The sequence below is a fragment of the Pseudoalteromonas sp. OF5H-5 genome (genome assembly GCF_021530695.1).
GTDB lineage: Bacteria > Pseudomonadota > Gammaproteobacteria > Enterobacterales > Alteromonadaceae > Pseudoalteromonas.
Genome location: NZ_JAKGBF010000014.1, coordinates 117058 through 129010 on the forward strand (window position 1 = coordinate 117058; position 11953 = coordinate 129010).

The 11953-nt window shown below is 44.0% G+C and carries 10 protein-coding genes; 3 read left to right on the forward strand and 7 right to left on the reverse strand.

The annotated features are described in order from the left end of the window. Window position 1: 1 nt before the first annotated feature. The 3 genes from L1271_RS18905 to L1271_RS18915 form a co-directional block, all read right to left on the reverse strand. On the reverse strand, window positions 2-1267 hold the full coding sequence (locus L1271_RS18905) for an MFS transporter (protein WP_235368528.1): 1266 nt from the start codon (window positions 1265-1267) through the stop codon (window positions 2-4). Between the two features lie 106 nt (window positions 1268-1373). Then, window positions 1374-2861, reverse strand: a complete 1488-nt coding sequence (locus tag L1271_RS18910; RefSeq protein WP_235368529.1) for a tryptophan halogenase family protein — start codon at window positions 2859-2861, stop codon at window positions 1374-1376. A 58-nt stretch (window positions 2862-2919) separates the two neighbouring features. Further along, a complete protein-coding gene (locus L1271_RS18915) occupies window positions 2920-5574 on the reverse strand; it encodes a TonB-dependent receptor (RefSeq protein WP_235368530.1) in 2655 nt (884 codons plus the stop codon). Between the two features lie 284 nt (window positions 5575-5858). On the opposite strand from L1271_RS18915, the gene L1271_RS18920 reads away from it, so the two are divergent. The 3 genes from L1271_RS18920 (at window position 5859) to thpR (ending at window position 8158) form a co-directional block, all read left to right on the forward strand. After that, window positions 5859-6725, forward strand: a complete 867-nt coding sequence (locus L1271_RS18920) for a helix-turn-helix domain-containing protein (protein ID WP_010606984.1) — start codon at window positions 5859-5861, stop codon at window positions 6723-6725. A gap of 171 nt (window positions 6726-6896) precedes the next feature. Then, complete coding sequence (locus L1271_RS18925) at window positions 6897-7619, forward strand: helix-turn-helix domain-containing protein (protein WP_235368531.1); 723 nt, start codon at window positions 6897-6899, stop codon at window positions 7617-7619. 20 nt (window positions 7620-7639) lie between these two features. Then, entirely contained in the window at window positions 7640-8158 is a 519-nt protein-coding gene (gene thpR / locus L1271_RS18930; protein WP_193521934.1) for an RNA 2',3'-cyclic phosphodiesterase, read from the forward strand. Between the two features lie 235 nt (window positions 8159-8393). On the opposite strand, the gene L1271_RS18935 is transcribed toward thpR, so the two are convergent. The 4 genes from L1271_RS18935 to L1271_RS18950 form a co-directional block, all read right to left on the reverse strand. Beyond that, window positions 8394-8681: a hypothetical protein gene (locus L1271_RS18935; protein ID WP_174170167.1), complete on the reverse strand. Its 288-nt coding sequence runs from the start codon at window positions 8679-8681 to the stop codon at window positions 8394-8396. A gap of 421 nt (window positions 8682-9102) precedes the next feature. Continuing rightward, window positions 9103-9759 carry a hypothetical protein gene (locus L1271_RS18940; protein ID WP_199539668.1) on the reverse strand — a complete coding sequence of 219 codons (657 nt, stop codon included), beginning with the start codon at window positions 9757-9759 and terminating at the stop codon, window positions 9103-9105. Next, window positions 9723-10469, reverse strand: a complete 747-nt coding sequence (locus L1271_RS18945) for a hypothetical protein (RefSeq protein WP_010606979.1) — start codon at window positions 10467-10469, stop codon at window positions 9723-9725. The genes L1271_RS18940 and L1271_RS18945 overlap by 37 nt, the downstream gene beginning before the upstream one ends. 23 nt (window positions 10470-10492) lie before the next feature. After that, on the reverse strand, window positions 10493-11779 hold the full coding sequence (locus tag L1271_RS18950; RefSeq protein WP_174170170.1) for a LysM peptidoglycan-binding domain-containing protein: 1287 nt from the start codon (window positions 11777-11779) through the stop codon (window positions 10493-10495). Window positions 11780-11953 lie beyond the last annotated feature (174 nt).

Consider the following 11953-nt stretch of genomic DNA (forward strand, 5'->3'; position numbering starts at 1 on the left):
TTTAACTATTTTCATTTAGAGGTTGAGACAGCGTCTTTTGACTATTGCCAAAAGTTTTATTTTTAATCAAAGGATTAGCCCATACACCAACACTCAGAATATAGCTAAGTGGCAGTAGTAACAGCAGGGCAGCAAGTTGTAAGTTGTTACTCAATTCAGCCGCAAAACCTATGATGGGAGACATAAAAGCACCGCCAATGATCCCGGTACATAAAATCCCTGTGATTGCGCCATGGCCGGTTTTGAATGAATTTAATGCCAGAGCAAAGATGACCGACCACATAATGGAGAGGAAGAATCCCACAATTGGAAAAGCAATAAGCGCCACCGTAGTGCTACCGAATAACGCACTTAGGAGCGCGATAGCGGCGCCGGAGCTGAATAAAATCAGAAGCTTTTGCGCATCAATGAGTTTAAGTAGTGCCAGTCCAAGTAAACAGCCTAAGGTTAGGCATAACCAGAATTCGCTCACCACTTTTGCGCCTTCGATGGTTGGGTCTAAGCCATGATATTGCTGCAAAAACACGGAAATAAGGTTTGCGACACCTTGTTCTAGCGCAACATAAGCGGCGATGGCGGCAAAAAATTTCAATACGGTTCTATCTTTAAAAAAGCCGATACTTTGTGACCAGCTCAGCTGCTGCTTTTTCTGCTCGGGTACCGCGCTAAATGGCGTAAATTGCGAGAGTAATAGCATCACGACGCTTAGGATTGCGAATACCGCATAGATACTTAGCCAGGTTTTATCTGCTGGGATAACACCAGACAGCGCTCCGCCAAATCCCTCTGCGGTGGTGACTTGAGACTGTAGTTTGCTATACACCAAAGGCGCGAGTGTTGCGGCAGCACCAAACATCAACTGCGCAAACACCGAAAGCACGGCAAAGTGTTCTGAACCACCGCTAGCGCGTAATAGTGGATTGATAGCCACTTGCAGTAATGCCATGGCACAGCCGAGCATAAACAACGCAACCATGGCAATGGCAAACGTTGGCATTAGCACAAAGGTCGTTGCACCAATTGCAGCAAGGGTAAATGCGAGCTGCATAACGGTTTTTTCTCCAAAACGCTGAACTAGCAGTCCCGCTGGAATAGACATCACACCGTAAGCGATAAAAAAGGCGAACGGGAAAAACCCCGCAAGCGTTAGACCTATGCTGTAACTTTCTATTAATGCTGGAAAAATCGCGCCTAAAATATTGGTGATAAAGGACACCGTAAAAAAGGTTGCCAATACTAAGGCAATCACTAGGTAGCTTTTTTTCATGTTGTATTTCCACCTTCATTAGAGAGCGGGTGATGGCGTGGCGATCTCGCTTGTGGGCAGACAAACAAAAAGATCAAGGGGAATCTCACCACCACCCGCAATTGGGTTATGCACGAAACGCTTGTGCTCGCTGTAATTGTTCCAGTGCTGTTGTATGGGCAGTAAAATGCTCATCACTAAGCTTCGTTAGATAGGCCTTGGCCGCTTGTTCGATATGCTGTGGTGCTTGATCAAAGGGCATTTGGCAGGTGCTATCGCGATGATCCATGCCGCCAAGTAAGCAATACCAACTGGGACGAATATAGGGTGAGTGCATCCTGTGTTGGTTGAGCCAAGCGTCAAAATCACCACCGCTACGCCAGTGTGTGAGCAGCTCATCGAGCTCGTTTAAGCTCAGTGCTGCGATTTTCGCATCTTGCCAATACGGTGAATCTGCGCGCTTGCTGGTGGCGTAATGTGCCAGTACATACTCTTTAATACCGAGCACCAGCTCTGACAGTTGTTGATTGATGGTTTGTGCCTCGAGCTGTTGCGAAAGCAGCCTATTTAATAACTCAATGCTATAACCTGTGACCATCAGCGCAGTGGCTTCGAGTGGTTCAATAAAGCTCTGTGCGAGGCCAATAGCAAACACATTGCCTTCAATACTGCGCGCCATCATGCCCACTTTCATGGTGAGATGTTTGGCTTGTCCTTTATCGAGTTGCGCGGCTTGGCGCAGTTGAGCCTCAGCCTCTTCGGGAGTGGTATGTGCGCTGCTGTACACGTAACCATGTCCGGTTCTGCCTTGTAGCGGGATCTGCCAGCGCCAGCCGCACGGCATCGCGATAGCAGAAGTACTTGAAGGTAGCGGGTTGATTTTAGCGCCGGCAATCGCGACAGCTGAATCATTGAGTAACTGATCTGCAAAGGAAATAAAGGGCACTTCGAGCGTTTTCTCTATCAGTAGGGCGTTAAACCCTGAGGCATCGACGTAAAAATCGCTTTTCACCTGCTCACCTGACTCAAGTGTCAGTGCAATAATTTCTTTGGCGTGATGCTGTACGCTACTTACCGTACTTTGAATATGTTTTACGCCTCGCGCTAAGCTATATGCCCTTAACCAATCCGCGAGTTTTTGCGCATCAAAGTGATAGCCGTACTCAAGCGCCCTTGGTAATGGACGCTGTGGCTGAGGTGCTTGTTGCTTGTCGGCCAGCACTGCGGCTAAGAAGTAATGTTCGGGCTTATCTATATATTCGCTACCACGACGTCTGGCGTTGGCGTTGACAAAGTAAACTTCCGCTGTTTTTGCATCCATTTCAGAGAAGAAGGGATGGAAATAGCTGCCATTGTCGCCATTCCAGTTATCAAAATAGATCCCGGTTTTATAGCTTGCTTGGCATGCGGGCATCCAATCGCGTTCTTTCACACCAAGGCTTTGCATAAAAAGCTGCAAATGTGGCGTTGAGCCTTCGCCAACGCCAATTCTGCCAATACTCGATGACTCAATCACCGTGACCGATAAATTGGGTTGATGCTTAGCAAGGTAGGCTGCGCACATCCAACCTGCGGTACCGCCACCAAGGATGGTGAGTGACTGTATTGTTTTCATAGGCAAATGAGTTTTCATAGGCAAATGACCCCAGCCGCAAGCGACTGGGGCTCCGAGGTTAGAACTTATAGCTGACGCCAAGGTAATAACGCGTACCAAATTCAATGGTGTTCTGCGTTAAGTTGTAGTTGGTGTCGTAAGATTGAATAACCTCATTGGTCAGGTTTACACCCTCTAAGCTGACATCCAGATTTTCCATTGCATGCCACACCAAAGATGCATCCCATTGTTGGTAGCTATCGTTGCGCACCGCTTGTGCTGCACCGACGCCAATCCATTCACTACGCCAGTTATAAGCGATACGTGCACTAAATTGCTCGTTTTCGAAAAATAGCGAGCCATTGAATGAGTTTTCAGATACTCCCGGCACCATTTCTTTTGCATTATCTGGTGTGGTGGTTTCACTATCCACGTAGGTGTAGTTAGTAATAAAGCCAAAGCCATTATCAAAGCTATGTTGAAGCTGCAGTTCTATCCCTGTTACGTCACCGTCTCCGTTACTACGTGGGCGTGTGACTCGGCATTGATCATACTTAGAAGGGTCGGTACCGCATCCGTCTACATATTCAATCGCTTCAGTAGAAAAGACAACGTTGTCAATTTTCTTCACAAAAACGGCTGCTGAGAACAAGGAAGCTTCGGTAAAGTAATATTCGACACCAATATCTGCTTGGTCAGCTTCATATGGTTTAAGATTCGGGTTACCACCGGTGGCAGAACCAAAGTTGGCATCAATCGCTAGACCTGGTTTTAAGTCGTTATAATTAACTCGAGACATAACGCTAGATGCGGCCGCACGGATGATAATATCGTCGCTGTAGTCATAAGCGAAGTTGATGCTCGGTAGCCAGTTGTCGTAGTCAACCGTTTCATCGAAGGCCGTGTTATCAACATAGCCGCTGGACTGTTGTTCTGTATCCACATAGCGTAAGCCGATATTACCGCGGAAGTTTTCACCGCTGAATTCACTTTGCACATAGATAGCGAGCATATCTTCTTCGACATTGTAGGTTTTACCTAGGTCTTGCTGCTCAATTAGTTCACCCGCCTCATATTTGCCAGTGATAAAATCCCACCACTTATCTTCATCGAGCTTGGCGTATGAACTAAGAATATGTCCGCCCGTTTGCGAATGTAGATTGGTAAAAATACCATCACTCCAGTTAGCTAAACTATTACCATCAGGGACAAAACCAACAACATCCGCTGGATTTCTTTGTATTGCGATACGTGCAAATTCGTTTTTATTGATTTTCACACCCGCTTTGATGTTCTTGAAGTAATCATGCTCTAGCATCCACTTGATATCGGCTTGCGCATAACTCACTTCATGCTCTTGAACCGTAGTTTGGAAGTTTGATTCCTGAGCAAATTTGAGCTGTGAGGCATCGGTTGGGTCTAGCGAGTCAAACCAAATTTGATAAGGACCTGTGGCATCGTAAGTAAAGCCACCATCAGTACTATTTTGACCATTAGGGAAGGCAGGATCTCCAATTTTTCCACCCTCATCCGTTGCCGGGATCCACCAACTTGAGGAACCAAACTGTGTACCACCATCAGATGTAGATCGACCAATAACACCGCTTACCTCGAAAGTATCACCGACGTATTTACCACTAAGGTTTAAGGCATCGACTTCCATATTTACGGCGTTACGAACAGTAGGGTTGTATATAATGTTCGCGTAAGCTGGCAAAATACGCGCACGCTGTGTACCGCCCGCTGCGTTGTTTTGTACATCAACAGCACCTGCACCACGGGCACTTACGGTAAGAAAGTTATGGTTTACATGTGGATTGTCAAACTCAAAGCGAAAGTAGTCTACTGTAAACTCGGTGTTATCGCTTGGTGCAAATTGCGCGGTAAGTTGCGCGCTGGTGCGCTCGCGCTCAGCTCTGAATGCTTGCGAGCCGATAGCCCAAGCGCCCACTGTAGATGCTTGTCCCGTGTCTTGATCCGCCGCAAAATATTCATAGTAGCCACCAATGGACTCAATAACGTGACGGCCTGAAGTCAGGTTCTCAACAGAATATGCTGCGAGCACACCAAATTTTTCATCGTCACTCTTCCAACTACCTAAAAACGATCCGCTTAAGTCATTTTCATCATACAAGGTAGAGCGGCCCATTTCTGCCGACACCATGTAAGTGTGTGCATCTAAGTCCAGTGGTTTACGCGTGACAAGATTCACTGTACCACCCAGCGCACCTTCTTCAAGGTTTGCTTCAGGCGTTTTGTAGACGTTAACTGCCGAAACTTGCTCTGCTGATAACAGCTCCATGTTAAAAGTACGCGTCGATGGACCCAAATCATACCAATCGGTACTGGCGACCGATTGGCCATTCAATAAGATGCGCGATTGCTCGGGCGCGGTACCACGGATTGTAACACCACTTACTTCACCATATTTACGGTCGACTGTAACCCCAGAAATACGCTGTAGCGCATCACCAATGTTTTTGTCGGGAAACTTACCAATATCTTCCGAGGTGATAGCATCAACAATACCATCTGCAAAGCGCTTGGTGTTCATTGAAGCTTCAAGCGAGCGGCGAATGCCTCTTACTTCAATTACTTCGACATTTTCTTTTGCGCTTTGTTCTTCGGCTAATGCTGATGGTGCAGCGGTGAGTAAAAGGGGTGATAAGGTACTTGCTGTCACGATGGCGGCAAGTTTATTCAATTTAAATTGCTTCAACTTAGTTGTTTTCATTGTTCTGCCCATTGTTCCTATTTGTTGTTGGCAGAAGCTAGGGTATCGCCTTGGGTGTTTTTTAAGCGGTATATTTCTATCTACTAATGATACTTTTCACGCTTAAATGAGAGTAATTTGACAAAAATACTTCACTGCACTTCAGGCTGTCGCTATATTTCGATAGATTAATATTGGTTGGTGATTGAATTTGCATGATATGCAACTAGGTGTAACGAGTAGTTGTTTTAAAGTTTATAACATGCCGATTTTAAATAAGTTTATTAATGTAAAAGGAAATTGCTATGCGCGCGATGTACGAGAAAGTACTACCATCTCCTGGATGTTCATGGCGTTATTGCCTGTATCAATTGCCCGAAATTCCCTTTAATTGGCACTATCATCCGGAATATGAGATCTGTTTGACGCTCAACAGTGTCGGTGTATGTCACGTGGGTGATCATATCGCCCCTTACGAAGACTTAGATTTGGTTATCCTAGGCCCTGACTTACCACATACTTGGCAGTCAAAACCGAATCCGGATCACTCCGCTCACGTTGTCCATGTTGCACAAATACCTGCGCACTGGTTGGAATCTTTAGTGGCTCAGCATCCTGAATTACACGGCTTATCTGAATTGTTAAATGCAGCGCGCCGAGGCGTCAAATTTCCTGTGGAAGTCGCACGGCAAGCGAAAAAGTGGTTTGAGCAAATCGCGGATGCCGAGCCGTTAATGCGCTTTGTGCTTTTGCTTGAAATGTTAACGCGGATGACGACATCGAACTATCAACATTTAGCCAGTAACGGCTTTCGCTTTGACGCCCGCCATGACCCCGCGAAAGACAAGTTCGACCGGGTTATTGCCTATATCTATGATAATTACACCGACAAATTAAGCGCCGATGAGCTTGCACAGCAAGTGCACATGAGCACCAATCACTTTCACCGTTTCTTTAAAAAGCGCACGGAGCGAACTGTGACGGAATTTATCAATCAGCTGCGTATTGCCAAGGCCTGTAAACTATTAATTAGCTCTGCCTCTCCCATTAGTGTGATATCGGATCAATGTGGTTTTAATAATATTTCTAATTTTAATCGTCGTTTTCAAGCATTGAAGGCGTGTACGCCCAGTGAGTTTCGCGCACGGCTGCACCAAAAGGCATTGTATTGATCTGGACGTGAGCCTGTTTATTGTGCTTTTTAATCAAAACTTCAATTCAAACAGTGAATATTTCGTAATGCTATGATATTCATGCTTATTCCTAAATATTCAACTTGGTATTTATCAAAGAATTGCCAAGAATGTGCCGGGTCGCAACAACAATAAACGAGGATGACGGTGATGACACTAGGACACTTTATTAAACAGATCCGCACACAAAAAGGCTTAAGCCAACCCCAGCTAGCTGAGCAAATGTGTGTTGAGCAAAGCTATTTATCTAAACTAGAAAACGACAAATCCGTGCCTTCTAACGAGGTATTTAGAAAGTTACTGACGGCGCTGAATTTATCCTTAGATGAGTGTATGCAAACCCTTTCAACACAAGGAAAGCGTGAAGAACTAAGCCAAATACCGGACATCGAATATTGGTATAAGCAACATCAACAATCAAAACAAAAGCAATATAAGCAACTTGCGATATTAGCTATTTTGCTAGTATCTCTCGGTGTCGGGTTATTTTGGAGTGGCTACAAACAGATATTTTTTAGTGAAAAACTGTTTGAATATGAATCTCAAGGTGTATTGCAAGCCGGTGAGCCCGTTGAGTTATATAGAAAGTGGCGCTTTCTCCTTGTCCCTCATAGTAGGAATAGCGATATTGGATTTGTGGAGCAAGTTAAGCTTGCCATGGCGAAACGTTTAGACAAAAAAACGGTATTTTTTTCAGACTATAAAGGGAGCGCTTATACCGAATCGGTAACCGATGGTAGAAGGCATTATTGTTTTCAAGGCCCTAAATTTAGTGAGCGTGTAGAAAACGCCTGGCTGCAATTTGTTGGCTTATTGTGTCTCTCCGCTGGGGTTATGCTAACTTTAGTAGGTAAGCGGTTAGTTAAACCTTAGATTATCAATATAGGTGTAAGATGCAAAAACGATTATTTTTTGGTATTGGCATGGATGACGACACTCGAGCGCATATTGGCCAATGGCTGGTGGATAGTGTGAGCGCGAGTAAAGCCAATACTCAGCCGAATAATTGGCATCTTACACTGGCGTTTCTTGCTATGGTGGAGGAGTCACAAGTAGCTGAGCTTTGTGATTTTGCTAGTAGTTTATCGGTGCCTAAATTTACACTCACCTTTGGTGACTATGGCTACTGGCAGCACAATGGCATTTTTTACTTAAAGCCCGAACAAAAACCACAAGCTTTGCTTGATTTAGCCAATCCATTGCGTGCTTTTGGAGAAAAATGCGACCTCTATCACAACCCGCATCCATTCTCACCACATATCACGCTATTTCGAAATTGTAAGCCAGAACCGACTATCGATAAGCCAATTGCACCTTTCTCACTCACGGTAAAGAAGTTCTACTTATACCACTCTCACCGCAATGAAAATGGCCTGATTTATGAGCCAATAGCGTCTTTCTTCTTGAGCTGAAATGTCTATTTTGAATGCTTTTTCCAAATAGAATAGAGTGTACTGCTAAGTAAACAGCTAAATAGCAAGACAAAGATATAATTTGGCACGCCGTTATAAAGATATAACGAGAGGTTAGTTGCTAATAATAGTAATAATGCAATGTACTTCATTCAGTTTAGTTCCTATATTCTTCAAAGCTTTATTGAGAACTAATGTTTGATACATCCCCTGTTATGCCCGTTTGTAGCAGGCCTTAGCTTTTCTTAGAGTAAAAGGGTTCGAGTAAATAACAGGCTAATCCATAGGCGCAGCCGAATCCGATAGCAACAATTGGTAGCATTTGTATTTCACTAGCACCAAGCCAACTGCCAAAAATAAACACCAATGACACAACAGAAACTAGGCATATTGTTATCTTTGCGAGCACAATTAAAATATGCTGTTTTAAAGGTAAGTCGCACTTTTCCTTCCATCTCTCTTGCAGTACTACGTAAATAAAAACGAAAAACACAGGTAACAGAGACTCAATAAACTCAAACATGATTTCGTGTCCTACTAAGTAGGTCAGATCCAGAACACGGAGCTGACCGATAGGTGAAGCGTATTTATTGTAAAGCTTCTTCGCTAATCCACCCAAAGCTGCGCCAACTAGAAAAGCAGCTACAAATCCAGCGCCATTAACTTGGTCTGTTACCAGACTATAACTGTATCTGTAGCGACTAGAGCGTCATGACAGAGAGGTCTTGCTGGAAATACAAGAGGTGTAGTTATGACTGCCATCCGTATTCGCCAGAGACTCACTCAATAAACCAACATATCCTAGATGCGACTTGGTCAAGTTAGCATAAAAACTCACAAGTTCAAAAACCAAGAAAATAAAATTTATTCAATAATATTAGTGCATTATGTTTATATGTTATAGAGGGATAACAACTCAGTTTGCCAATCGTTATAATTGTTTGTTAGCTATGTAGCCAACGCTTTAGCTTTTTAACCAAAGTTTCAAACCAAGTCAGTTGATAGCGTTTGTATTTCTCGCACTTGAGGAATAGCTTTTTGGTGGCTTCGTTTCGTGCTGGGCTAATATGTAGACGGCTACACTCTTTACTTGCGTTGTGCCAATCTTGTGCGCTGACGGCTTTAATTAAATTAGGAAAGGCCAAAAATAACTTACTGGTACCAAGGTTATAAGCCATATCCAATAGCGCAATCTTAGCGGGCGTCGGTAATAGCTGATAAGGAATGCTGCCAGTTTCTTGCTTGGCAAGAAAATGAATGAGGTACTGTTCAAACTCTTTGATTTGCTCTACAAGGTATTTTTTAGACGCTTTTGGTGGCAAGGTAAGCTCGGTATATTGCGCATACCAAGAAGCCTTGTAGCCGCTGGGTTTGCCCTTAATATTACGGTATTCATCGCGCTTTTGTTGTAGGGTGGCAGAGCGTTTGGAGCGCCTATCTCGCATCGGTAATTGGCAAAATTGTTCAACACTTTGCATATGAAAACCAACACCAATCGTCGGATTGGCATTCACATCTAAGTACAAGTGCAGTACCTCACCCTCAAATTGCAATAAGTGCTGTATTACTCTTTGGTAGAATTTATCGGTGTCGTTGAACAACTAGGTACCTCAGTGATCACTGCTTTTTCGTTCGTGGTATAGCACTGTTTTAGTATAGAACAGTAGCAGGCCTCTGCCTTAAAAACCGATTTGTGGGCATCGATTTTATCCCATAACCCGCGATTAAAATTGCTTTTTGGCATGGTGAAAATGTTGAAGGTGTCGCCATCTGCCAGCAATATCTTCTGTGGTGCACTGGAAACATACCAACCAAACTTTTTTAGATAATTGATATTTGATTCTTCGTCTTGAGCATCACTAAGCGCTGCTTGATAGGCGTTAAGGTTACAACAAGCGTCCATCAGTTCGGTAACATCAAAGTAATTTTCGCCATCAAACTCGTACTTAATGTAGTGGATTATGGCAGGTCCGGTTCCTGAATTGCGAATATCGACTCTAATCGTTGCTTGAGTGGAGTCTAAATCAAAGTTGCTATAGCTGAATTGTAGCCATGGCCAGGTTTCAGTTTTTAGCTGCTTTTCGGCTGCGGAAACTTGCTCCTGAGCAGCCTTTGCTTGCAGGTAGGTGGCGTAAAACGACGCTGCGGAAATAAACATCGCACACAGGGCTAAAATGGTGTTCATTTTAGAGCGAGAGAGTTTAAATGTCCCTCTCGCTTGTCTCGAATTATGTGGAGATGGGTTTAGGCGCTCAGTGCGTTTCTCTTCGGTCAAATCTTCAGAGTGTGAGTTATTATTATGTTCTGACATATTTATCCAACTGATATTACGCCCTAGGGCGACAGAAATACGAGTAACGTATCGCCAATTTTAAGTCTATCTGTCGAAAGCTGATTCCATTGCTTTAGCTTAGCGACACTGACATTAAATTGTTTCGCAATGCGCCATAAACTATCGCCGTGTTTGATCTGATAGTCCAGTTGTTTGTCTGCCAAAATGGGCAAAATTAGCTTTTTTCCTGCACGAATACGGTCACTCTTTAATTGATTAAAGGCTTTTAATTCGGCGACAGTTAGCGAGTAGCGCTTTGCAATGGTGCTAAGAGAGTCTCCACGTCGAATAGTATAATGTTGCCATGTATCCGCGGGCATTTTTGGTAAGTGTGTGAGCATGGTTTGCCACTCTGACACGCGCGCTGTAGGGATGACAATATGCTCAGGGCCGCCGAGTAATGCAGGAAAACGTGCATAGCCTGGATTTAATACCTCGACTTCTTTCCAACCTTTAAGATCAGATAAAATAGCTTGTTGTTCGAGTTTAATAACGCTGATTAACGAACGATTAGGGATCTTAGGAAACTTCATTAAGTCATGCTTTAGCAGTTGTGATGCCGCAAGTAGCTTTGGTACGTAGTGACTTGTTTGGCGCGGTAGCTTCAAATGGAAAAAGTCAGTTGGTTTACCTGCTTTTTTATTTCGTTCAATGGCTGCAAGCACTCTACCTTCACCTGTGTTATAGGCGGCAATGGCATGATACCAATCACCATCAAAACGTTTGTGGAGGTATTGCAAAAAGTCCAATGCGACACGGGTCGAGTCTACGATATCTTGGCGACCGTCATACCAAGCGTTGATCTTGGCATCATAATGTTTTGCAATCAGCGGTGTGAGTTGCCACAAACCCGAAGCATGCTTGTGAGAGTAGGCCTGGGTATTAAAGTCGCTTTCAATTAGCGGCATCAATGCAAGCTCTATTGGCATATCGCGCTTTTCGACTTCTTCTACTAAGTAATAAAGTAGCGGCGCTGCACGTTCACTGATGGTATCCATATAGTTTGGATGCCTGAGATACCAATCAATCCGTTGTTTTACACGCTTATCGTCGGAATCGGCAAAGCTGAGCTGATCTTTAATGCGGAGCCATAAATCATCAGTTGCGAGCGGATCATATGGTGTTTTAACCACCGTTTTAGCTTCGTTTTTAACTGTCTCTCTTGGCTTATTTACACCAGTTTGCACGGAGTTATCTGGCGTTGGTTCATCCTGTTGAGGTTGCTGTATTTGGCTACAGCCATTTAGGAGCAGGATTGCTGCGAGTAATGGAGTGATGAGGTTTTTCATAGAGCCTTTTTTATTATCCTTTTATTATGCAGTCCAATGAGGCATCTGAACCGCATAAGATTGTATATAAATTCGGTGCAAATGCAAAAATAGGCACCTTACCTGTTGCGGCTGTGTAGTGTAGAGCGATGAAATGGATACAAAATGAACTTTAGCGTTACAGCATTTATCATT

Coding starts and splice junctions, on each gene's coding strand:
- L1271_RS18905 (WP_235368528.1), bottom strand. CDS start 1,267: ATGAAAAAAAGCTACCTAGTGATTGCCTTAGTATTGGCAACCTTTTTT.
- L1271_RS18910 (WP_235368529.1), bottom strand. CDS start 2,861: ATGAAAACAATACAGTCACTCACCATCCTTGGTGGCGGTACCGCAGGT.
- L1271_RS18915 (WP_235368530.1), bottom strand. CDS start 5,574: ATGAAAACAACTAAGTTGAAGCAATTTAAATTGAATAAACTTGCCGCC.
- L1271_RS18920 (WP_010606984.1), top strand. CDS start 5,859: ATGCGCGCGATGTACGAGAAAGTACTACCATCTCCTGGATGTTCATGG.
- L1271_RS18925 (WP_235368531.1), top strand. CDS start 6,897: ATGACACTAGGACACTTTATTAAACAGATCCGCACACAAAAAGGCTTA.
- thpR (WP_193521934.1), top strand. CDS start 7,640: ATGCAAAAACGATTATTTTTTGGTATTGGCATGGATGACGACACTCGA.
- L1271_RS18935 (WP_174170167.1), bottom strand. CDS start 8,681: ATGTTTGAGTTTATTGAGTCTCTGTTACCTGTGTTTTTCGTTTTTATT.
- L1271_RS18945 (WP_010606979.1), bottom strand. CDS start 10,469: ATGTCAGAACATAATAATAACTCACACTCTGAAGATTTGACCGAAGAG.
- L1271_RS18950 (WP_174170170.1), bottom strand. CDS start 11,779: ATGAAAAACCTCATCACTCCATTACTCGCAGCAATCCTGCTCCTAAAT.